The organism is Pelagibius marinus, from assembly GCF_014925385.1.
Taxonomy (GTDB): Bacteria; Pseudomonadota; Alphaproteobacteria; order Kiloniellales; family Kiloniellaceae; genus Pelagibius; species Pelagibius marinus.
Window position 1 is genome coordinate 11793 of record NZ_JACSDK010000010.1, and the last position, 20987, is coordinate 32779.

The 20987-nt window shown below is 65.2% G+C and carries 20 protein-coding genes, 1 tRNA gene and 1 riboswitch; of the genes, 12 read left to right on the forward strand and 9 right to left on the reverse strand.

The features are described 5' to 3' along the window. Positions 1–21: 21 nt before the first annotated feature. The 8 genes from H7X47_RS12240 to H7X47_RS12275 form a co-directional block, all read right to left on the reverse strand. A complete protein-coding gene (locus tag H7X47_RS12240) occupies positions 22–738 on the reverse strand; it encodes an SDR family NAD(P)-dependent oxidoreductase (protein ID WP_193368975.1) in 717 nt (238 codons plus the stop codon). 45 nt (positions 739–783) lie between these two features. Then, entirely contained in the window at positions 784–1407 is a 624-nt protein-coding gene (locus H7X47_RS12245; protein WP_193368976.1) for an ATP-binding cassette domain-containing protein, read from the reverse strand. A 3-nt stretch (positions 1408–1410) separates the two neighbouring features. Continuing rightward, positions 1411–2109 carry an ABC transporter ATP-binding protein gene (locus H7X47_RS12250; protein WP_193368977.1) on the reverse strand — a complete coding sequence of 233 codons (699 nt, stop codon included), beginning with the start codon at positions 2107–2109 and terminating at the stop codon, positions 1411–1413. Beyond that, positions 2106–2849, reverse strand: a complete 744-nt coding sequence (locus H7X47_RS12255; protein WP_193368978.1) for an ABC transporter ATP-binding protein — start codon at positions 2847–2849, stop codon at positions 2106–2108. The genes H7X47_RS12250 and H7X47_RS12255 overlap by 4 nt, the downstream gene beginning before the upstream one ends. A 4-nt stretch (positions 2850–2853) precedes the next feature. Further along, positions 2854–3885 (reverse strand): branched-chain amino acid ABC transporter permease, encoded by a 1032-nt coding sequence (locus H7X47_RS12260; RefSeq protein ID WP_193368979.1) that lies wholly within the window; start codon positions 3883–3885, stop codon positions 2854–2856. Between the two features lie 4 nt (positions 3886–3889). Then, positions 3890–4819, reverse strand: a complete 930-nt coding sequence (locus H7X47_RS12265) for a branched-chain amino acid ABC transporter permease (protein ID WP_193368980.1) — start codon at positions 4817–4819, stop codon at positions 3890–3892. 106 nt (positions 4820–4925) lie between these two features. After that, positions 4926–6221: an ABC transporter substrate-binding protein gene (locus tag H7X47_RS12270; protein WP_193368981.1), complete on the reverse strand. Its 1296-nt coding sequence runs from the start codon at positions 6219–6221 to the stop codon at positions 4926–4928. A gap of 98 nt (positions 6222–6319) precedes the next feature. Continuing rightward, positions 6320–7222: an NAD(P)-dependent oxidoreductase gene (locus H7X47_RS12275; protein WP_193368982.1), complete on the reverse strand. Its 903-nt coding sequence runs from the start codon at positions 7220–7222 to the stop codon at positions 6320–6322. A 192-nt stretch (positions 7223–7414) separates the two neighbouring features. On the opposite strand from H7X47_RS12275, the gene H7X47_RS12280 reads away from it, so the two are divergent. The 4 genes from H7X47_RS12280 (at position 7415) to H7X47_RS12295 (ending at position 11036) form a co-directional block, all read left to right on the forward strand. Then, on the forward strand, positions 7415–8287 hold the full coding sequence (locus tag H7X47_RS12280) for a MurR/RpiR family transcriptional regulator (RefSeq protein ID WP_193368983.1): 873 nt from the start codon (positions 7415–7417) through the stop codon (positions 8285–8287). Beyond that, on the forward strand, positions 8284–10185 hold the full coding sequence (locus H7X47_RS12285) for a bifunctional 5-dehydro-2-deoxygluconokinase/5-dehydro-2-deoxyphosphogluconate aldolase (protein WP_193368984.1): 1902 nt from the start codon (positions 8284–8286) through the stop codon (positions 10183–10185). The genes H7X47_RS12280 and H7X47_RS12285 overlap by 4 nt, the downstream gene beginning before the upstream one ends. A 180-nt stretch (positions 10186–10365) precedes the next feature. Continuing rightward, positions 10366–10498: transfer RNA gene (locus tag H7X47_RS12290), tRNA-Met, on the forward strand. A gap of 151 nt (positions 10499–10649) precedes the next feature. Continuing rightward, positions 10650–11036: a DUF983 domain-containing protein gene (locus H7X47_RS12295; protein ID WP_193368985.1), complete on the forward strand. Its 387-nt coding sequence runs from the start codon at positions 10650–10652 to the stop codon at positions 11034–11036. Positions 11037–11048: 12 nt separating this feature from the next. Here the strand turns inward: H7X47_RS12295 and H7X47_RS12300 are convergent, their stop codons facing one another. Then, positions 11049–11813, reverse strand: a complete 765-nt coding sequence (locus H7X47_RS12300) for a pentapeptide repeat-containing protein (protein WP_193368986.1) — start codon at positions 11811–11813, stop codon at positions 11049–11051. Positions 11814–11983: 170 nt separating this feature from the next. Between H7X47_RS12300 and H7X47_RS12305 the strand changes: the two genes are divergently transcribed. The 8 genes from H7X47_RS12305 (at position 11984) to urtB (ending at position 20987) form a co-directional block, all read left to right on the forward strand. Next, positions 11984–12760 (forward strand): class II aldolase/adducin family protein, encoded by a 777-nt coding sequence (locus tag H7X47_RS12305; protein ID WP_193368987.1) that lies wholly within the window; start codon positions 11984–11986, stop codon positions 12758–12760. A 186-nt stretch (positions 12761–12946) separates the two neighbouring features. Beyond that, positions 12947–13059, forward strand: a riboswitch (guanidine-I (ykkC/yxkD leader). A gap of 106 nt (positions 13060–13165) precedes the next feature. After that, positions 13166–14260: a putative urea ABC transporter substrate-binding protein gene (locus H7X47_RS12310; protein WP_193368988.1), complete on the forward strand. Its 1095-nt coding sequence runs from the start codon at positions 13166–13168 to the stop codon at positions 14258–14260. Positions 14261–14341: 81 nt separating this feature from the next. After that, positions 14342–15106 (forward strand): ABC transporter permease, encoded by a 765-nt coding sequence (locus H7X47_RS12315; protein ID WP_322096478.1) that lies wholly within the window; start codon positions 14342–14344, stop codon positions 15104–15106. Next, positions 15103–15912 carry an ABC transporter ATP-binding protein gene (locus H7X47_RS12320; RefSeq protein WP_193368990.1) on the forward strand — a complete coding sequence of 270 codons (810 nt, stop codon included), beginning with the start codon at positions 15103–15105 and terminating at the stop codon, positions 15910–15912. The genes H7X47_RS12315 and H7X47_RS12320 overlap by 4 nt, the downstream gene beginning before the upstream one ends. Next, positions 15899–17131, forward strand: coding sequence for an agmatinase family protein (locus H7X47_RS12325; protein WP_193368991.1), 1233 nt, complete (start codon positions 15899–15901; stop codon positions 17129–17131). The genes H7X47_RS12320 and H7X47_RS12325 overlap by 14 nt, the downstream gene beginning before the upstream one ends. Continuing rightward, complete coding sequence (locus tag H7X47_RS12330) at positions 17128–17598, forward strand: hypothetical protein (protein ID WP_193368992.1); 471 nt, start codon at positions 17128–17130, stop codon at positions 17596–17598. Before H7X47_RS12325 ends, H7X47_RS12330 begins: the two co-directional genes overlap by 4 nt. A 407-nt stretch (positions 17599–18005) precedes the next feature. Further along, the gene (urtA, locus tag H7X47_RS12335; protein WP_227010468.1) at positions 18006–19265 is read left to right on the forward strand and encodes an urea ABC transporter substrate-binding protein; all 1260 of its coding nucleotides are present in this window, start codon (positions 18006–18008) and stop codon (positions 19263–19265) included. Between the two features lie 78 nt (positions 19266–19343). Beyond that, complete coding sequence (gene urtB, locus H7X47_RS12340) at positions 19344–20987, forward strand: urea ABC transporter permease subunit UrtB (protein WP_227010430.1); 1644 nt, start codon at positions 19344–19346, stop codon at positions 20985–20987.

A 20987-nucleotide genomic window follows, 5' to 3' on the forward strand; every position in this document is an offset into this window, starting at 1 on the left:
TCCCTTGCAGGCTGTGATCGCTCAATCCAGAAGCAGACCGCCGTTGATGTCAACGATCTCGCCGGTCACGAAACCGGCAAGCGGCGAAATGAGATAGCAGACCAGGAAGGCAATTTCCTCGGGCTCGCAGAAACGCCCGACCGGGATCTCCTGCAAAAGCCGTTCGCGTGCTGCCTCATCCAGCTGTTCGGTCACCATGGGCGTCCTGATATAGGCCGGCGCTATGCCGTTGACGGTAACGCCGTCGCACGCGCTTTCGCGGGCCAGCGAGAAGGTGAGGGCCGCCATGCCGCCCTTGGAGGCGGTATAGGCCGTGCCCGCCGTCAGGCCACCGGTTTTCATGGCCAGGGAACAGATATTGACGATGCGGCCCCAGCGCCGCCGCCTCATCCCCGGCAGCCATTCGCGCGCCAGGAAGAAGGCGCCGTCCAGGTTCACGGACATCAGCCGGCGCCACTCCTGCGGTGTGGTCTCCGCCGCCTTGTTGTTGGACAGAACGCCCGCGTTGTTGATCAGGATATCGACCTCGCCGAAGTCGCCGCGAATGCCGGAACAGGCAACCGCGACCTGGTCGGGATCGCCGACATCGAGAGGGATGGGGATCGCGGCAGCGCCGAGCGGTTCACAGACTTCGTCGAGACGCCGGGCGTTGATGTCGGCGAGCAGCACATGCAGGCCGTGCTCAAGCAGGGCCCGGGCGATGGCCAGGCCCGTCGGCCCGGCGGCGCCGGTGACCATGGCGAGCTTGCCGTCGAGTTCCGCTGTGCCGCCGTACATCGCCCGTCACGCCGCCCGCGGGGCGAGGCGTCCCAGGTAGGTCCTGACATCGGGGCGGGCCACCAGGGTGTCGAAATCCGGCGCTTCGCTGACCTGGCCCTTCTGCACGAAGATGAAGCGTTCGCAGATTTCCCGAAGAATGTCGAGGTGGAAGGGCTCGTTGGGGTGCAGGCATACAATGACCAGGCGGCCCTCCCGCCGCAGCTTCTGGAAGAATTCCAGCATGAAGCCGATATAACCGTCCTGTGTGTTGAACTGCGGCTCGTCGAAGAGGTGTACCATGGGATAGTCGCTGCCGGCGTGTTCGAGCAGGAAGTTCGGCAGGCTGCGCTTGAAGTGGCGCACCTGATAGGACTGGTGATAATGAATGGCGAGGCGGTCGCGTTCTCGGTAGCGGATGCGGTGAATGTCGCGGCCGTGCACCCTGACATGACCCGAGGTCGGGCTGTTGGACCCTGTGATCAGTTCGAAGAGCGTGGTCTTGCCCGAGCCGTTGGGCCCCATGACGCCGATGATGCTGGGCTCTCGTACCGTAAAGTCCGCTTCCAGGCGGAAGGTTTCCTGCCGTGCCAGGAGACCGCGCTGGTAGACCTTGGTCAGCCGGTCGACGTGAAGAAAGGCATCGTTCATGCTTCAGACTCCCAGCAGGGAAATGCGCTTGTCGTCGTCGACCAGGAGCTCCGGCGCCGGGCCGTCGTAGACGATGCGCCCGAGGTCCATGACATAAACCCGGTCGGAAACCTCCAGGGCGCTGCGGGCATTCTGCTCGACGACCAGCACCGAGACTCCTTCGGCCTTCAGGCGGGAGATGGTCTTCATGACGTCCTGAACCACCTTGGGCGCCAGGCCCTGGCTGGGTTCGTCGAAGAGCACCAGGCCCGGCGCGCCAAGCAGCGCCCGCGAGATCGCAACCATCTGCATCTCGCCGCCGGAGAGATTCTCGCATTCCCGCGGCATGAGGTATTCAAGCGCCGAGAAGATCTCGAAGCAGTCCTTCAGCTCCCAGGGGCGGAAGCGCGTCTTCTTCCGGCCGATGGAGAGGTTTCGGGCCACGGTCAGGGTCGGAAAGACACGCCGGTCGTCCGGGACCCATCCGATGCCGCGCTGGGCGATCTCGTGTGTCTGCTCGTGCGTGATGTCGGCCCCGTCAAAGCGCACCTGGCCCGCCGCGGCTGGTGTCAGCCCGAGGATCGAGCGAATGGTTGTGGTCTTGCCGGCACCGTTGGCCCCCAGCAGGCTCACCACCTCGCCCTCCCCGACATTGAGCGAAACCTCGAACAGCGCCTGGGTCTCGCCGTAGAAGGTATCGATGTGGTCAACTTCCAGGATCATGCCAGCTTTCCCAGGTTGGAGGCCTGGACCCACTTGTTGGCCCGCAACTCGTCCGGCGTGCCCTGGGCGATGACCTGGCCCCAATGAATGACCGAAATTCGATCCGCCAGGCCGAAGAGAAATGCCATGTCGTGTTCGATGGCGACGATGGTGTAGCTCTCCTTCAACTCAGCGATCAGATCGAAGAGCCGGGCGGTACCTTCGGCGCCGAGACCGGAGGTGGGCTCGTCAAGAAACAGCAGGCGCGGTTCGGCGGCCAGGGCGACAGCGATCTCCAAGGCGCGCCTTTCTCCGTAAGAGAGGGCAGCGGCATTCTCCTGCTCCCGGCCGGCGAGGCCGACTTTGCGCAGCACCTCGGCGGCCTTGTCCATGGCGCTGCTGCCGCCGTTGAGTTGCTGCACCATGTTGAAGCCCTTCTCGCGCACTTCCGGCACCGCGATGAGGACGTTCTCGATGGCGCTGTAGTCGTCGAAGAGGTTCATGATCTGGAAGGAACGTGCGATGCCCCTGCGCGCGATCTCGCGGGGCTTGAGGCCGGTAATGTCGGCGCCGGCGAAGCTGACGCTGCCGCGCTCTGGCGAGAAGCGCCCCGTAAGGACGTTGAAGCACGTGGTCTTTCCAGCGCCGTTGGGCCCCATGATGCCGTTCATGGTGCCTTCCTGGAAGGCGAGGCTGATGTCTTCGAGGACAACCTGGTCGCCGAAGCGCTTGTGGATGTGGCGGGCTTCGAAAAGAGCCATCGGTCTACCTCTTCAGCTGAGCAGCCAAAGCGGCGCCGGCATGGCCGCCGCGCTCACGTCCGGAGCTGCGGCGCTTCACCATATCCTGCCAGGCGCCGGCGATGCCCTCCGGCTTGAACACCACGACGGCCATGAACATGAGGCCGTACCACAGCAGCCAGGTTTCGGTCATGCTGCCCAGCAGGTCCCGTGCCAGGAAGAAGACGGCGGCGCCGATGACCGGTCCCCAGAAACTGACGAAACCGCCGCCGATCAGGGTCATCATGACTACGAAGCCGGAGGCGTGCAGGCTCATGACGTCCGGATAGGCGCTCTCCTGGGCCATGGCGAAGAGCCCGCCGGCGAGACCGGCAACGGCGGCCGAAATGGTGAAGGCCGACCACTTGAAGAGCCAGACATTGTAGCCGACGAAGGCGGTGCGCATTTCGTTCTGCTTGACCGCCTGGATCACCTTGCCGAAGGGCGAGTGGACAAGGCGCCAGAGGCCGATGATCACAACGGCCAGGACTGCGAGGACGAAGTAGAAGAGGGCGGTGTTGTTGTCGAGCGCCAAGTGCCCAACGCCGAAATCGAAAGCGGGACGCGGAATGTTGAGCAACCCGTCCTCGCCGCCGGTTACCGCATGCCATTTAATGGCGACAAACCAGAAGACCTGGCCGAAGGCGATCGACATTAGAGCGAAGTAGATGCCCCGACGATGCGACAGAAAGCAGGCGACGAGTCCGCCACCCGCCGCCGCCAGAGCGACAGCGCCCAGCAGCCCGAGCCAGAGGCTGACGGCCAACTCATGCTGGACGAGGCCAAAGGCATAGGCTCCCAGGCCGAAGAAGGCGCCATGGCCGAAGGACGGCAGGCCGGTGTAGCCGAGCAGTAGATTGAATCCGAGGGCGAAGATCATCCAGATGACGATCTCAACGCCGAGGTACTGATAGAGCCCCACGGACTCGGCCCAGAGCGGCATGGTGCCGAGCACGGCGAAGAGCACCAGCATCTGGCGGGTGATCCAGAACGTCGGCTGCGCCTTGGTCTGCTGCATCGCACTAGGCCTCCAGCATGCTCTTCTTGCCGAAGAGGCCGCGGGCGCGGAAGGTCACCACGGCGATCAGCAGCAGATACATGGACAGCAGCGACCACTCCGAGGCATAGGCGCCGGTCAGCCCGACCACCAGCCCGACCAGAACGCCGGCGATGACGGCGCCCCAGAAGCTGCCGACGCCACCCAGGACGATGATCAGGAAGGCCGGCACCACCGCATCGACGCCGACATGAGGGCGCAGCCCCCAGATGGGTGTCATGACGATGCCGGCGATGGCGGCGAGGGACGCGCCGAAGCCGAAGACGTAGAGACGCAGCCGCGTCAGGTTGATGCCCAGGGCGCGGACCATTTCGCTGTCGTGGGCGCCGGCCTTGATGATGGCACCATAGGGGGTGCGCTCGAGGAACAGCCAGACCAGCAGAATGACGGCCACCGCAAAGCCGGCGGCAAAAAAGCGGTAGCGCGAGTAAATCAGGTCGCCGAACAGGAAGGCGCCGCTGACGGCCTGGGGGACCGGCATGACCTGTTCACCGGAACCCCAAAACAGGCGGATGGACTCTTCCAGCACCATGGCCGCGCCGAAAGTCAGGAGCAGGCCGTAGAGCGGGTCCTTGCCGTAGGTGCGCCGCATGCAGAACTCGAGGCCGAAACCGACGATAGCGACCAGCGCCGGGGCGAGGGCGATCCCCACAATGTAACGCAACGTCAGCGGCAGGCCGAGGTACCACTGCCCCAGAGGGCCGAACCAGGCGGGATCGGGCGAGATGATCAGCATCGCCGCATAGGCGCCCAGCGCGAAGAGCGAGCCATGCGCCAGGTTGATCAGTTCCATCACCCCCACGATCAGCATGAAGCCGAGTGCGATCAGCGCGAAGAGGAGGCCGAGGCTGATGCCGTTGATGATGTGCGGCAGCAGGTTGAGCAGTGCGTCCATCAGTCCGGACCCGCCTGGGTTGGTAAGTGAGCCTGCGTCATGTCATCGCCTTCGAGAATACCCGCCGGTCGCGGCCCGGAGGCCGGGCCGGCGGGGCCGGGAGGACTCAGGCCTCGTAGCTCGGTGTGGCCTCGTAGGGTTCCAGATTCGCGGCGGCGTCTGCCGTCTTGTCCTGAACCGCTTCGGGGCTGGAGTTGGAGAGAATCTTGAACATGTCGTCCTTGTCCTCGGCGCCATGGTTGGCCGTGGCCAGATAGATTGTCTGCTGCATCTGATGCGTGTTGGGGTTCATCCAGGCATCGTGATGCTGCATGCGATCCTCGGCCGAGACCTTGAGCTGCTCCAGCTCCTTAATCACCTTGATGTTGTTCGTCGAGCCGGCGCGCTCGCAAGCGCTCAGCAGTTCGCGCGTTGCCATGTAGCCGTTGTAGAAGACATTCCCCGGCACCTGCATGGCGGTTTCGGGATACATTGCCTGATAGCGCGCGACGAATTCGCTGACGCCCGGCAGACCCAGCTTATAGTACCAGGTGGTGCCGAAGACACCGAAGAGGTTTTCCAGCGGCAGGCCGTAGACGTCGGGCCAGTCCTGCTGGTTGTTGATCCAGGCCATGTTCTCTCCCAGACCGAGCTGAGCGACCTGCTGGCGCATGGCCTTCTGGTCGTCGCCGCCGACAGCTGCCGCCACGACGGAGGGCTTGGCCTGCTGGACCTTGAGCAGGATCGACGAGAAGTCGCGCGTGCCCTGGGGCACCAGGATTTCGTCGACGATCGAGCCACCGTATTTGTCGACCAGCTTGCGTGTGGCAGCGGAGGTATTGTGTCCCCAGACGTAGTCGTTGGTCAGCAACAGCCAGTCCTTGCCGTAGGCGGTCATGGCGTTGTTTACCGCCGCCTGGGCGAAGTTGTTGCCGTTGCCGTCCCAGACGAACTTCACCCGGTGGGCGTTCTCGCCGGATTCCGTCGGCGACGAGGAGTTCGTATTGAGATAGACGCAGCCGTACTTCTGGGCAACCTGGCTGATCGCGTTGGCGACGCCGGAGCTGACCGCGCCGATCAGGAAGCCGCACTCCTCACGGGAGATGAGGCGCTCTGCCGCGCGCGAACCGGTCGCGGGCGTCGTCTCGGTGTCGATGTGGATGGTTTCGATCTTGCGGCCGTTGATTCCGCCCTTGGCGTTGAACTCCTCGATCGCCATGTGCATGCCGCGGCGATCGGAGGCGCCGGAATTGGCGTATTGGCCCGAGGCGTCGGAGGTGATGCCGATCTTCAGCGGCTTGTCGCTGGCCGCGGCATAGACACGGTTGTGCTTCCAGGGGCCGTAGAACGCGGCTCCGCCCAAGGACACGCCACCGAGCGCTTTCAGCGCGGAGCGGCGCGTAACTGACGTCTTTTTGGACATGAGATTCCTCCTCGTGTTGTGGCGCTCTTGCGCGCCCACGGCCGTTGTCGGCCTTGTTAGATCTCCGCCGCGCCTCCTTTTCGATGGGCGGCGGCCGGTCAGGTCTTGAAAATCTCCACTCCATTGAGGCGCGACTGCGCCGTCATCAGGGCGCCGACGTAGTCGTCGCCCAGACCCATGTTCTTAGCCTGCAAAAAGGCGTGCTGGACCGCGTTGCCCAGATTCCCGGTGAGCGGAAAGTCTTCGGTCATGCGGGTGTAGTAGGTGAGGTCCTTGGCGGCATTGGCCACGGAAAACATCAGGCCGTCGTAGTCGCCGCTTTCCATGGCGCGCGTGATGATGCGCTGGAAAATCCCGCAGTTCGCGCCGCCGGCGGAAATGATGTCGTAGAAGCGCTGCTTGTCGATCCCGGCCGCCGCCACGGCGCACATGGTCTCGGCGATCAGCCCGACGATGCCCATGGCCAGGAAGTTGTAGATCAGCTTGACCTTGATCGCCGAGCCGGTCGGGCCTGTATGGACAATGTTCTGGCAGAAGCACTCGAAGATCGGCTTCACCATGGCGAAGACCTCGTCCGAGGCGCCGATCATGCAGTTGAGCTTGCCTTCTTCGGCTTCCTTGGGCGTGAGGGCCAGGGGGCCGTCGACCAGCGTGACACCGTGCGCGGCGAAGTCCGCCGCCAGGCGCTCGGTCATCGCCGGCAGGTTGGTGGTGCAGTCGATGACGGTCTGCCCGTCGCGCAATCCCTGCAGCAGGCCGTTCTCGCCATAGACGATCGCTTCCACCTGGGGCGCGCCGGTGACGCAGATCATCACCACGTCGGCGGCTTCGGCGATGGCCTTGGGCGTGGCGGCCTCCTGTGCCCCGCGCGCCAGCAGGTCCTCCAGCGGCGCGCGGTTGCGGTGCGCCATGGCGGTCACGGGATAGCCCTTCTCCAGAAGGTTCTTGGCGATGCCATGTCCCATCAGACCGACGCCGATGAAGCCGATTTTGGTGGACATGAAGGCACCCCCCCTGAACGATGCTTTGAATTTTTATTCGATGAACTATGCTGAAAAGAATATTCTATCTAGTCAACAAAAAAAATTTATGTTCTTTATAGAGAACGCTTTATAGGCTGCGTCGGCGCAGGCGCTCCCTTCCCGGCGTCGGTCGTCACGGAGATTCAGGAATTCAGGTGAGGTAGGCTGACAATGAGCGATAAAGCGACGTTGACGGAGAAACTGGTCGAAGCCCCGGCGGACTATGAGGAGCTGAAATCGGCCATTGCCGGGCGCTACGCCTCGCTCAGCCGCCAACTGCAGTCGATCGCCCGCTTCGCCCTGGAAAATCCGAACGACATCGCCCTGGAAACCGTCGCCACCATTGCCAAGCGCGCGGGCGTACAGCCGTCCAGCATGGTGCGCTTTGCCCAGACCATGGGCTACGATGGCTTCACCACCATGCAGCAGGTGTTCCGCTCGCGCCTCATGGCCGGCGCGGTGAGCTACCGCGATCGCATCCGCTCCATGGCGAAAGACCGCGGCGAAGGCCCGGAGTCGCTGCTCGACGATTTCGTCGATGAGGGCATGGCCTCGCTGCAGGCGCTGCGCGACTCCATCGACCGGCCGACGATCGCCGCCGCTGCCGACCGGCTGGTTGCCGCCGAAGAGGTCTTCCTGCTGGCCCAGCGCCGCGCCTTTCCGGTGGCCTTTTACCTGGCCTATGCCCTGGGGCGCCTGGAAAAGCGCTATCGCCTGTTGGACGGCACCGGGGGGCTGATGCACCAGCAGGCCGCCCAGGCGCGGCCCAGCGACACCATCCTCGCCATCAGCTTCACGCCCTACAGCCAGGACGTGATCGATATCGCCCGTGAGAGAAGCGAGGCGGGCGTACCCATCGTCGGCATCACCGACAGCCCGCTCAGCCCCCTGGCGATGGCGGCCAGCGTCTCCTTTGAGGTGCCGGACCAGGGCGACCAGCCGTTCCGCTCGCTCGTCGCGCCGTTGTGTCTGGCCCAGACGCTCATGGTGACCGTCGGCCAGAAGATGGCAGAGCGGGAAAACAACCGGGGAGACTCGCCATGACGAAACGCAGCCTCGACGTCATCTGCCTGGGCCGCTCCTGCGTCGACCTCTATGGTGAGCAGATCGGCACCCGCCTGGAGGACGTGCAGACCTTTGCCAAGTACGTCGGCGGCTGTGCGGCCAATATCGCCATAGGCACCTCGCGACTGGGCCTGAAGTCGGCCCTGATCACACGGGTCGGCGACGAACAGCTCGGCCGCTATGTCGTAGAGACCCTCGGCCGCGAAGGCGTTGACACGTCGCAGATCACCGTTGATCCGGAACGGCTCACCGCCCTGGTCTTCCTGGCCATCCGCGATCGCCAGAACTTCCCGCACATCTTCTATCGCGACAACTGCGCCGACATGGCGCTGCGCGAGCAGCATATCGATCCGGCCTTCATCGCCTCGGCCAGGGCGCTGGTCGTCACCGGCACCCACTTTTCCCAGCCGGGTGTCGACTTGGCGAGCCGCGCCGCCATCAGAGCAGCGAAGGAGGCCGGTACCCGGGTGGTCTTCGACATCGACTACCGCCCCGTGATCTGGGGGCTGGTCGGCCACGCGGAGGGCGAGGGGCGCTTCGTCGCCTCCGCCGAGGTGACGCAGCATCTGCAGAGTATCCTGCCGGACTGTGACCTCGTCATCGGTACGGAAGAGGAGATCCACATCGCCGGTGGTATCACCGACACGCTGTCGGCCGTGAAAAACATTCGGGAATTGACCGCGGCGACCATCGTGGTCAAGCGCGGCGCGCTCGGCTGCGTCGTCTTCCCCGAGGCGATACCCGACGACCTCGACGCCGGTGTCTCGGTGCCGGGTGTCGAAGTCGAGGTGTTCAACACCCTGGGCGCCGGCGACGGCTTCATGAGCGGCTTCCTGCGCGGCTGGCTGCGCGACGAGGATTGGCAGGTCTGCTGTCGGCTTGCCAATGCCACCGGCGCACTCGTCGTTTCCCGCCACGGCTGTTCCCCGGCGATCCCGACCTGGGCGGAACTGAGTACCTTCCTTTCAGACCCTGAGGGGGTGACGCCGATCCGCGAGAACGCCCGGCTGAACCACCTGCACCAGGCCACGACCCGCCGCCAGCAGTGGCAGGAAGTCAGGTCGCTGGCCTTCGATCATCGTGCGCAACTGGAGGACCTGGCGGAGAAGACGGGCGGCGACCGAAATCGGCTGACCACGCTGAAGCAACTCATTGCCCGAGGAGCCGCCCAGGCCGCCAACGGAGACGCCGGTCGCGGCGTCATCGTCGACGACCGCTATGGGGAGGCGGTACTCAACGGCATGTCCGGCAACGGCTGGTGGGTTGCCCGCCCCGTGGAAAAGCCGGGCTCGATCCCGCTCGAATTCGAAGCGGGGGACAACCTCGGCCTGGCACTCAGAACCTGGCCGGTCGACCATGTCGCCAAGTGCTTGGTTTTCTACCACCCGGACGACGACGAAGGCCTTCGGCGATTGCAGGAGGACCGGCTGGCCATGCTGCACGAGGCCTGCCGGGATACCGGACATGAGCTGTTGATCGAGGTGATCCCGCCGGCCGGACGGCCCAGCGACGATACGACCCTGGCCCGGGCGCTGGCGAACATCTACGCCCGCGACATCTTCCCCGACTGGTGGAAGCTGCCGCCGCCCAGTCCGGCCGCCTGGCGCGCGATCGATAGCGTGATCCAGGCCCATGACCCCTATTGTGCGGGCGTGCTGTTGCTCGGCCTCAATGCGCCGATCGAGACGCTGAAATCGGGGTTCGACGCGGCGGCAGGACAACCGCTGTGCAAAGGTTTTGCTGTCGGACGCAGCATATTCCAGGCGCCGGCGGAAGCCTGGCTGGCGGGGACGGCGAGCGACGAACTGACTGTCGAGGCCATCGCCGCAAACTACCGCAAGATGCTGGACCTCTGGCAGCGGCGCGGCCGCGACTAGCGCATTGTTGCCGCCCGCGCCTTCGTCTGCATCGGAATGTCCGGCTCTTGATCAGTTGCTTGTGGAACTCGCGCCGGCAAGCAGAGCTAGATGATCACGAATGCACTCAAGCTGGCACGCAAGGGAATGTCGGTCCCGGTGCTCGCGTGCGGGCCTCATGGGTGAGGGAGTCCTGTGGCGCGCCGTGGCACAGGAGTGGCACATGGCTATCACCCGTCTTAGGAAGTTCGTTGAATTTCAATGCTATATTGGACATGTCCCGTCAGGCTCATAACCTGAAGGTCGCAGGTTCAAATCCTGCCCCCGGCAACCAATAAAGCCCCCTGGAAAAACCAGGGGGCTTTATTGGTTCCTGAGCACGGGATCCGGCCTGCGACCCATTGCGCCTTGGTCGCCGGCCGCGAAAGGCGGCATTATGCGGGACCTATCAACCGGCCCTGCGGCGCAGCCCTATTGAGAGCCCCATGATCGAAGAGCACGAAGAGCTTCCGCGTCCGCCGCTGGGCGCTGCCATGTGGCGGGGCTTGCGCGGCCTCTGCCCGTCCTGCGGCGAAGCCGGGCTTTTTGCCCGCTACCTGCGACAGGTGGAGAGCTGCCCGGCCTGCGGGGAAGATCTGGGGCACATCCGCTCCGATGACGCCGCGCCCTGGCTGACCATCCTGGTGGTGGGGCACATCGTCGTGCCCTTGATGTTCTCGGTCGAGCGTTTCAGCACGTGGCCGGACTGGGTCTCCATGGTCGTCTGGCCGCTGGTCGCCCTGGCCCTGGTCCTGGTGGTGCTGCCCCGGGCCAAGGGCCTGCTGCTCAGCATCATCTGGGCGACCAAGGCGCCGGGCTCGGAGCGCGACTGAGCGCTTCCAGCCTTACGGCAGCTTGAGGCCCTTCACGCCGGTCAGCACGGCGCTGTCGAAAACGGCGCCGGTGGTGTTGGCGCCGGTGAAGTCGGCTCCGGTCAACTCGGCCCCGGCAAAGTCGGCGTGGGGCAGGTCGGCTCCCCGGAAGTTGACCCCCTTCAGCTTGGCGAACTTGAAGTCGACGCGGCCCAGTTCGGCACCCTCGAAGGTCGCGCCGGTCAGATCGGCGCTGGCGAATTCCGTGCGGATCAGGCCCATGGACTGGTTGCGCATGTCCGCCGAGGCATGGAGCTTGGACAGGTCGGCGCCGCGCAGGTCGGCGAAGTGAAAGCGCGCCGTCATCTTGGCGCCGGAGAGATTGGCGCCGGTGAGTTTCACCGCTTCGGCCGGCTGGATATCCATGCCCTGCGAAACGACCAGGGTTTCCAGAACGGCCCCCGACAGATCGGCGCGGGAGAAATCCGCGGCCATGATCCAGGCCAGGTTCAGCCGCGCGCCTGACAGGTTGGCCTCGACCAGCTTCGCTCCCGCCAGCTTGGCGCGGCGCAGGTCGCAGTCCGAGAGGTCAGCGCCGCTGAGGTCGGCGCCGGAGAAATCCAGGCCGCTCAGGTCCAGGCCTGCCAGGGAACGCCCGGCCAGCGCAGGCGCGCGACCCTCCTTCTGTGCGGCGGCCAGTTCCGCCGCCACCCCGGCGCGGTTCAGCTCCGCCGCATCGGCGCCGGCGGCCAGCAGCGGCAGAATGAGCAGCCAGAGGAACCTCCAGGGCGCAGGCATCGTCTCCTCCCGTCCTATGTTTTGCCATCAGGATAGAGGGCGCGGGCGCGCGCCCCTATCCGACCAAGGACTAGGTTTCGTTCACTTTTTCGGGATCGGGCGGCCTCGACAAGGTGCGCCCGCCCGGCGCATAGTGCCGCCGCGCCGGAATGTTCGTGAAGGCAGGGAAAATGACCAGGGAAGAACAGAAGCTGCGCCAGGCCATCATCGATGCCTGCCTGGCCATGAACGCCCAGGGGATCAACCAGGGCACCTCGGGCAACGTCTCGGCGCGCCACGGCAAATCCATGCTGATCACGCCGTCGGGCATTCCCTACGAGGAACTGAAGCCGGCCGACATCGTCGCCATGCCGTTGGACAGCGGCGGCGGGGCCTATGGGGGCAAGCTGGCGCCCTCTTCGGAGTGGCGCTTCCACCTGGACATCATGGCCGCGCGGCCCGAGGTCGGGGCCGTCGTCCACACCCACAGCACCTACGCTACCGCCATGGCGATCTGCGGGCTGGAGATCCCGGCGGTGCACTACATGGTCGCCGCGGCCGGCGGGCCGACAGTCCGGGTGGCGCCCTACGCCACCTACGGCACCGAGGAATTGTCGCGCAACGCGCTGGCGGCGCTGGAAGGCCGCAGTGCCTGCCTGCTCGCCAACCACGGCGTCATCGCCACCGGCCCGACCCTGCAGCGCGCGCTTTGGCTGGCGGGGGAGGTGGAAACCCTGGCCAAGCAGTTTGTCCTGGCGCGCGCCCTTGGAAATCCGACGGTGCTGCCGGACGACGAGATCGCCGTGGTGGTGGAGAAGTTCAAGAGCTACGGCCCACGTGCCAAGGCCGCGCAAAAACCCGCAAAGCCGGCGCCGCGGCGCAAGCGCGCCGCCGCCGGCAAGACCGCCGCCCGCAAGCGCAGCGGCCCCGGCAAAGGGGCGCCGGGTCGCGGCGGCAAGAAGCGCTGAGCGCTCTCTGATAAACTGCCTGCAATTTGGGCGGCGACCGGCTCTTGCTCAAAATTTAGACATTCGCGAACGGTCGTTTTAAGGCGAACGTTCGTCTACGTATTTTCCGGCATCTCAGGATTCCCGCTGTTTTTCGGCGGCCGGGCGACAGCGCGGCGTCTGGCACGGCCCTTGCTCTTATCCGCAGTGCAGGGCGTCTAGGGTTCCGGCTGCCACGTTGTGGCGGTGACTGGTCCGAGAGATGCACTCCGGGGCCGACAATCGTTCCGGACACACGGCGGGCCAAAATCCCGGGAGATCACTGCAAGAGGTCTGAGGCCAGCTTCAGGAGTCCCTCTTCAGGTGTTTCTGGGTCCGGCCCAAGACCTCCGATCGATAAGAACGAGATCGAACAGGAGGTTTGGGATGCTGCGTTACGTTTCCTCGAAGATTTTTGCGAAGGGGCTGCTTTGCGCCCTGGTGGCGATGCTGGCTCTGGTGTCGTTGCCCGGGCAGCCGGCGCTGGCGGCCAAGAAGGAGAGCTTCCGCGTTGCCTGGTCCATCTACGTGGGCTGGATGCCTTGGGCCTACGCGGCCGAGAAGGGCATCGTCGACAAGTGGGCCAAGAAGTACGGCATCGAGATCGAGGTCGTGCAGATCAACGACTATATCGAGTCCATCAACCAGTACACCGCCGGGGCCTTCGACGGCTGCGTCATGACCAACATGGACGCGCTGTCCATTCCGGCCGGCGGCGGGCTCGATTCCACCGCTCTCATCCTCGGCGACTTCTCCAACGGCAACGACGGCCTGGTGGTGAAGGGCGACCTTGGCATCGCCGACCTGACGGGCAAGAACGTGAACCTGGTCGAGCTCTCGGTCTCGCACTACCTGCTGGCCCGGGCGCTGGATTCCGCCGGCATCGCCGAGCGCGATCTGACGGTGGTCAATACCTCCGACGCCGACATGGTCGCCGCCTTCAAGACCGCCGAGGTCGAGGCGGTGGTGACCTGGAACCCGCTGTTGAGCGAGATCGCCGCCGAGCCGGGCGCCAAGGTGCTCTACACCTCGGAAGACATCCCCGGCGAGATCATCGACATGATGGTGGTGAACACCGAGACCCTGGCCGACAACCCGGACTTCGGCAAGGCACTGGTCGGCGCCTGGTACGAGACCATGTCGATCATGATGAAGGACGACGCCGAGGGTAAGGCGGCGCGCAGCTTCATGGGCGAGAAGTCGGGCACCGACCTGGCCGGCTACGACGCCCAACTCGCCACCACCAAGATGTTCTACGAGCCCGCCGAGGCGGTCGACTTCGCCAAGAGCGAGAAGCTGGCCGAGACCATGGACGTGGTGCGCAACTTCCTCTTCGACCACGGCATCCTGGGCGAGGGCGCACCGAGCCCCGACTACGTCGGCATGACCTTCCCGGGCGGCGGCACGCTGGGCGACAGCGGCAATACGAAGCTGCGCTTCGACGTCGACTACATGGGCATGGCGGCCGCGGGCGCGCTGTAAGGACGGCCGGGTGTCGGCGGCCTCATGGGTAGGTTGATCAATCGGCGGCCGGGACGGGCAGGGCAGGTCCTGCTCGGCGCTTTGCCCTTCATTCTCCTGGCCGCCGCCTACCTCATGGCCTCCGACGCGCGCCTGGCGGTGAACCCGAACGACAAGCTGCTGCCCTCGGTGCAGAGCTTCGTCGACGCGATCAACCGCCTCGCCTTCCAGCCGGACCCGCGCAAGGGGACCTACATCCTATGGGACGACACGCTCGCAAGCCTGCTGCGACTGGGCATCGGCCTCTCGGTGGCGACCGGCTTCGGCTTGGTCGCCGGGGTGGCAATCGGCCTGCTGCCGCTCGCGCGCTCGGCCTTCGCGCCGGTCGTGGCCGTGCTGTCCATGGTGCCACCGCTGGCGATCCTGCCGATCCTCTTCATCGTTTTCGGGCTGGGCGAGGTCGCCAAGGTGATGCTGATCGTCATCGGCGTGACGCCCTTCATGGTCCGCGACCTCTCGATGTCGGTCGCCACCCTGCCGCGCGAGCAACTGGTGAAGGCGCAAACGCTGGGCGCCTCCACCTGGCAGATCGTCACTCGCGTGGTCCTGCCGCAGACCCTGCCGCGTCTGGTCAGCGCCCTGCGCCTGTCGCTGGGCCCGGCCTGGCTGTTCCTCATCTCCAGCGAGGCAATCGCCGCGACCGAGGGGCTCGGCTACCGCATCTTCCTGGTGCGCCGCTACCTGGCGATGGACGTGATCCTGCCCTATGTCGCCTGGATTACGCTGCTGGCCTTCATGATCGACTGGGCGCTGCGCCACCTGTCGGACCGCGCCTTCGACTGGCAGCCGGGGGAGCGCGGGCTATGAGCCTCATCTCCGTTCGCAACCTGTCGGTCCGCTACGGCGACTTCACGGTGCTTGAGCGGGTGAACCTGGAGGTCGCGCAGCAGGAGTTCTGTTCCATTGTCGGCGCCAGCGGTTGCGGCAAGTCGACCTTCCTGCGCCTGCTGCTGAGCGAGGAGCAGCCCAGCGGCGGCGAGATCCGCATCGACGGCGCTCCCATCGCCAAGGAGCCGCAGGCCGATCGCGGCGTGGTGTTCCAGCGCTACTCCGTCTTTCCGCACCTGTCGGTAATCGAGAACGTGATCCTGCCGATGGAACTGGAGGCCTCCGCCTTCTGCGGCCGCTTCTTCGGCGCGCGGCGCCGTCGTGCCAAGGAAGAGGCGGCCCACCTGCTGGAGCGTGTCGGACTGTCGCACGTGCGCGACGCCTATCCCAAGACCCTGTCCGGCGGCATGCAGCAGCGCCTCGCCATCGCCCAGGCGCTCATCCCCAAGCCCAAGGTGCTGCTGCTCGACGAGCCCTTCGGCGCGCTGGACCCCGGCACCCGGCAGACCATGCACGAAATCATCCTTTCTCTCTGGGAGGAGGAGAAGATGACCATCTTCATGGTCACCCACGACCTGAAGGAAGGCTTCAAGCTGGGTACCCGGCTGCTGGTCTTTGACAAGCTGCGCTGGGACCCGCAAGCGCCCGAGGCCTACGGCGCCACCATCACCTACGACCTGCCGATCGACCGCCGCGACGTGCTGCCGCCGGAATTGGAAGCCAAGGCCGAGGCTTTGAACAAAGAACCCTCAAGGAACGAAGGACCCCTCAATGCTCTCCCGTGACATCAGCCGCCGCACCAGCCGCATCGCCGGTGGCGAGGCCGCCCCGCTGGAACGCCGCCGCCATCACCACCCGGACTTCGACAAGATGCAGCTGCAGGGCTGGCGTTCTGCGCTGAAGGAAGCGGATCTGCCGGAGGACGGCTGGCGCAAGGAGCGCCAGTGGGCCTTGCGCGTCGGCCTGGCCGCCGCCGACAGTATCGAGGACCGCGGGATCTCCACTTTCGCCCGGGGCGAGCTGCCGCACTACGCCGGCATCAACACCTTCCTGAAGGCGCCCTATACCGAAGACGTGGCGGAGGTCGGGAACTACGACGCGGCGGTCATGGGCGTGCCCTTCGACGGCGGCACCACCTATCGTCCGGGCACGCGCTTCGGACCGCAGGGTATCCGCCGCATCTCGGCGCTCTACACGCCTTACAACTACGATATGGGCGTCGACCTGCGCGAGCAGATGACGCTCTGCGATGTGGGTGACGTCTTCACCATCCCGGCCAACATCGAGAAGACCTTCGACCAGATCTCGCGGGCCGTGGGGCATGTCTTCTCCTCCGGTGCCCTGCCGATGATCATGGGCGGCGACCACTCCATCGGATTTGCGACCGTGCGCGGCATCGCTCAGTGCACCTCCAAGAAGATCGGCATCATTCACTTCGACCGCCATGCCGACATCCAGGAAAAGGACCTGGACGAGCGCATGCACACCACGCCGTGGTTCCACGCCACCAACCTGGACAACGTGCCGGCCAAGAACCTGGTGCAGATCGGCATCGGCGGCTGGCAGGTCCCCCGCGAGGCGGTGGTCGAGGCGAGGAAGCGCGACACCACTATCATTTCCATGTCTGACGTAGAGCGCCTGGGCATCGACAAGGTGGCCGAGATCGCGCTGGAGACCGCCTGGGACGGCGTCGACGCGGTCTACCTCAGCTTCGACATCGATTCCGTCGACTGCGGCTTCGTGCCCGGCACCGGCTGGCCGGAGCCCGGCGGCTTCCTGCCGCGCGAGGCACTGAGCCTGGTCAGCAAGGTGGCCGCCGAGGGTATCTGCGGCATGGAGGTGGTGGAAGTCTCGCCACCCTACGACACTTCCGACATCACCTCGCTCTTCGCCACCCGCGTCATGGTCGACGTGCTGGGCACCCTGGTGGCGCACAACAAGCTGGGCGCACACAAGTCGATCATCGACAAGCCGGTGGACTTCACCGCGGGAGGCGCGGCATGAGCGCCCGCCACTCCCATGATCACGGGCATGGCCATGCGCAGGGGCACAACCATCCGCCCGAGCACCAGCACCTGCACTCGCACCCCCACGCCGACCCCCACGCGGCGGCGCCGGGGCAGACGCGCGACGACGACAGCCTGCTGGCCGACGCGCTGATGGAAGGTTTCGAGGCCGCCGAGGATAAGCCGAGTTTCCTGCGCATGGCGCGCATCCCCTCGCATCTGCATGGGTCCGAGGGGGAGGTGCTGCGCCTGGTCGATGTGGAGCTGCGCTACGCCTACCAGGTCGGCACCGCCTCGCCGGCCTTCAACGCTGAGGAGCTCGTCTACCTGCCGTTCCCGGCCAACATGGTCCGAGAGCGTGCCGACATGATCTTTGTCTACGTCTCGCTGCGCAGCCGGCGCGACGTAGGCCTCAAGGAAATGGTCGAGATTTTGAGGGAAAGGGAAGCAGGGGGAGAACACTAGGGATCGCCGGGGAAGCCTTGAGGCTGAAGCCCCCGGGTGCGCGCAGGCACCCAGGGGCCCGAGGCGTCAGGTGTGCAACATCAGCCTCTAGCGGACTGACCAGCAGCCCGCTCCTCGGCAATACGCGGCGTCGGCAAGTGCGTCAACGCGCTTGATGCCGCAGTCGGTCCAGGCGACTGGGCTTTATTTAGAGCCGCTTGGCTTGATCGAGAACGCGCAAGTAATACTAAGCTTGCGCGGGGCTTGCCTATTTCCAGAAAGCAAGTGAGAACAAGAACAATTTATGACTCTGTGGCATTTTTATTTGAATAAGACTTGACAGTTTGCGGTCAATTTCTTCACACTTTTGCGGTGCAACATCAACGTCTAGCGGAGATTAGACAATGAAATCCGTTCTCAGGGGGGCGATGAGCGCCGCGGCTTTTGCTGCTGCTCTCGCCGGCGTCTCGGCGGCTCAGGCGGCCGAGACCATCAAGGTAGGGGTGCTCCACTCGCTGTCGGGCACCATGGCGATTTCCGAGACCACGCTGAAGGACACCGTCCTGATGATGGTCGACGATCTCAACAAGAAGGGCGGCCTGCTGGGCAAGCAGGTTGAAGCCGTGGTCGTGGACCCGGCCTCCGACTGGCCGCTGTTCGCCGAAAAGGCGCGTGAGCTGATCGAGAAGGAAGAGGTCGCGGTGGTCTTCGGCTGCTGGACCTCGGTTTCGCGCAAGTCCGTGCTGCCGGTCTTCGAGGAGCTGAACGGCCTGCTCTTCTACCCGGTGCAGTACGAGGGCGAGGAAAGCTCGCGCAATGTCTTCTACACCGGCGCGGCGCCGAATCAGCAGGCGATCCCGGCGGTCGAGTATCTGATGAGCGAAGACGGCGGCGGCGCCGAGCGTTTCGTGCTGCTGGGCACCGACTACGTCTATCCGCGCACCACCAACAAGATCCTGCGTGCTTTCCTGAACGCCAAGGGTATCTCCGATGACGACATCATGGAGAACTACACGCCCTTCGGTCACTCCGACTGGCAGACCATCGTGGCCGAGGTGAAGGAATTCGCTTCCCAGGGTAAGAAGACCGCGGTGGTCTCCACCATCAACGGCGATGCCAACGTTCCCTTCTACAAGGAACTGGGCAACCAGGGCATCAAGGCCGAGGACATCCCGGTGGTGGCTTTCTCCGTGGGTGAGGAAGAGCTTGCGGGCCTCGACACCGGCCCGCTGGTCGGCCACCTGGCCGCCTGGAACTACTTCATGAGCGTCGAGGCCGACGTGAATGACGAGTTCATCACGGCCTGGCATGCCTTCATCGGCGACGAGAAGCGCGTGACCAACGATCCCATGGAGGCCACCTACATCGGCTTCAAGATGTGGACCCAGGCGGTTGAACAGGCCGGCACCACCGAGGTCGACGCGGTGCGCCAGGCGATGTACGGCCAGACCGTGCCGAACCTGACCGGTGGTACGGCGGTGATGAACACCAACCATCACCTCTCCAAGCCGGTGCTGATCGGTGAGATCCAGGACGACGGCATGATCGAGACCGTGTGGTCGACCGACAAGGAAGTCGTGGGCGACGCCTGGAGCGACTTCATCCCGGAAAGCGCCAAGCTGACCGCCGACTGGACCTTTCCCTGGGTCTGCGGCAACTGCGAAGAACCGAAGTACGTGAAGCAGTAACCCCGGTGGCGGGGGCGGGCTCTGGCGGCCCGCCCCCGATGCCTCTTTGACCAAGCCCGTTACCGAATAGAGAATCCGATGTTTCCCACCCGCATGGTCCGTGCACTGCGTTGCCTGGTTCTCGCCCTGGGCCTCCTGCTGCCGACGGCGGCCCTGGCCGATCTGGAGGGCGACCTCGACGGCCTGCGGGAGAAATCCTACAACGCCAAGGGTGAAGCGGTGGAGCGCATTGTCGCCGGGGGCGACGAGCGCGCCGTGCCGATCCTGGAGGCTTTCCTGGAGGGTAACCTCTTTATCGCCGACCAAGACGACCGCATCGTGATCGGCGAGGATTCCGATGGTGGCTACCGAATTATCGACGCGCTGACCGGCGAGGCCTTGGGGGAAGTCGGCAAGCGCGACGTCTCCAAGATCAAGATCAACAACAAGCTGCGCCAACTGGTGAAGGGCAGCCTGGGCGCCCTGACGCTGGGCAGCAAGGATCCGGCAGCGCGTATCCGCGCGGCCGACGCCGTCTTCCGCAGCACCCAGGTCGAAATGATACCGGCTCTGGAAGCGGCCATCGCCAAGGAAACGGACGCCACGGTGAAGGCGCGCCTGCGTCGCGCCCTGGCCGCCACCCAGTTGGCCGAATCCGAGGATACGGAGACCCGCGTCGCCGCCCTGCAGGTGCTGGGCGAATTCACCGACCCGGAAGTGCGCACCCTGGCCGCCGGTGTCCTGGTGACCGACGGCGACGGCAACCCCACGGAGGCCGATGCCGCCGTGCGCGCCGCCGCCGAGGCGGCGCTGAAGTCGATCGAAGAAGGGTTGGCGGTCGCCAGCCTCATCGCCAACATCTTCCAGGGAATCAGCCTGGGCTCGGTGCTGCTGCTGGCCGCCATCGGGCTCGCCATCACCTTCGGCGTCATGGGGGTCATCAACATGGCCCACGGCGAGATGGTGATGCTGGGCGCCTACACCACCTTCGTGGTCCAGGAGTTGTTCCGTGCTTCCTTCCCCGGGGCTTTCGACTATTCGCTGCTGGTGGCGGTGCCCATCGCCTTCGTGGTGACCGGCGTCATCGGCATCGGGATCGAGCGCGGTATCATCCGCTGGCTCTACGGTCGCCCGCTGGAAACCCTGCTGGCGACCTGGGGACTCAGCCTCATTCTGCAGCAGGCGGTGCGTACGATCTTCGGTCCGACCAACCGCGAGGTCGGCAACCCGAGTTGGATGAGTGGCGCCTGGGAGGTCACCGGCGGCCTGGTCCTCACCTACAACCGCATCTGGATCATTCTCTTCGCGCTGCTGGTCTTCGCCGCGCTGATGGCGCTGATCCGGCGCTCGAGCTACGGCCTGCAGATGCGCGCGGTGACTCAGAACCGCCCCATGGCGTCGTCGATGGGCATCCGCACCGGCTGGGTCGACGCCATGACCTTCGGCCTGGGCTCGGGCATCGCCGGCATGGCCGGGGTGGCGCTCAGCCAGATCGACAACGTCAGTCCCAACCTGGGCCAGGGCTACATCATCGACAGCTTCATGGTGGTGGTCTTCGGCGGGGTGGGGAACCTCTGGGGCACGCTGGTCGGCGCCTTCTCGCTGGGACTGGTGAACAAGTTCCTGGAACCCTATGCCGGGGCGGTGCTGGCCAAGATCTTCATCCTGGTCGCCATCATCCTTTTCATCCAGAAGCGCCCGCGCGGCCTCTTCGCCCTGCGCGGCCGGGCCCTGGAGTCCTGA

Bases quoted from the DNA above. Each gene is read 5' to 3' on its own strand.
- H7X47_RS12240 (WP_193368975.1), bottom strand. From the start codon at position 738: ATGGTCACCGGCGCCGCCGGGCCGACGGGCCTGGCCATCGCCCGGGCC.
- H7X47_RS12245 (WP_193368976.1), bottom strand. From the start codon at position 1,407: ATGAACGATGCCTTTCTTCACGTCGACCGGCTGACCAAGGTCTACCAG.
- H7X47_RS12250 (WP_193368977.1), bottom strand. From the start codon at position 2,109: ATGATCCTGGAAGTTGACCACATCGATACCTTCTACGGCGAGACCCAG.
- H7X47_RS12255 (WP_193368978.1), bottom strand. From the start codon at position 2,849: ATGGCTCTTTTCGAAGCCCGCCACATCCACAAGCGCTTCGGCGACCAG.
- H7X47_RS12260 (WP_193368979.1), bottom strand. From the start codon at position 3,885: ATGCAGCAGACCAAGGCGCAGCCGACGTTCTGGATCACCCGCCAGATG.
- H7X47_RS12265 (WP_193368980.1), bottom strand. From the start codon at position 4,819: ATGGACGCACTGCTCAACCTGCTGCCGCACATCATCAACGGCATCAGC.
- H7X47_RS12270 (WP_193368981.1), bottom strand. From the start codon at position 6,221: ATGTCCAAAAAGACGTCAGTTACGCGCCGCTCCGCGCTGAAAGCGCTC.
- H7X47_RS12275 (WP_193368982.1), bottom strand. From the start codon at position 7,222: ATGTCCACCAAAATCGGCTTCATCGGCGTCGGTCTGATGGGACATGGC.
- H7X47_RS12280 (WP_193368983.1), top strand. From the start codon at position 7,415: ATGAGCGATAAAGCGACGTTGACGGAGAAACTGGTCGAAGCCCCGGCG.
- H7X47_RS12285 (WP_193368984.1), top strand. From the start codon at position 8,284: ATGACGAAACGCAGCCTCGACGTCATCTGCCTGGGCCGCTCCTGCGTC.
- H7X47_RS12295 (WP_193368985.1), top strand. From the start codon at position 10,650: ATGATCGAAGAGCACGAAGAGCTTCCGCGTCCGCCGCTGGGCGCTGCC.
- H7X47_RS12300 (WP_193368986.1), bottom strand. From the start codon at position 11,813: ATGCCTGCGCCCTGGAGGTTCCTCTGGCTGCTCATTCTGCCGCTGCTG.
- H7X47_RS12305 (WP_193368987.1), top strand. From the start codon at position 11,984: ATGACCAGGGAAGAACAGAAGCTGCGCCAGGCCATCATCGATGCCTGC.
- H7X47_RS12310 (WP_193368988.1), top strand. From the start codon at position 13,166: ATGCTGCGTTACGTTTCCTCGAAGATTTTTGCGAAGGGGCTGCTTTGC.
- H7X47_RS12320 (WP_193368990.1), top strand. From the start codon at position 15,103: ATGAGCCTCATCTCCGTTCGCAACCTGTCGGTCCGCTACGGCGACTTC.
- H7X47_RS12325 (WP_193368991.1), top strand. From the start codon at position 15,899: ATGCTCTCCCGTGACATCAGCCGCCGCACCAGCCGCATCGCCGGTGGC.
- H7X47_RS12330 (WP_193368992.1), top strand. From the start codon at position 17,128: ATGAGCGCCCGCCACTCCCATGATCACGGGCATGGCCATGCGCAGGGG.
- urtA (WP_227010468.1), top strand. From the start codon at position 18,006: ATGAGCGCCGCGGCTTTTGCTGCTGCTCTCGCCGGCGTCTCGGCGGCT.
- urtB (WP_227010430.1), top strand. From the start codon at position 19,344: ATGTTTCCCACCCGCATGGTCCGTGCACTGCGTTGCCTGGTTCTCGCC.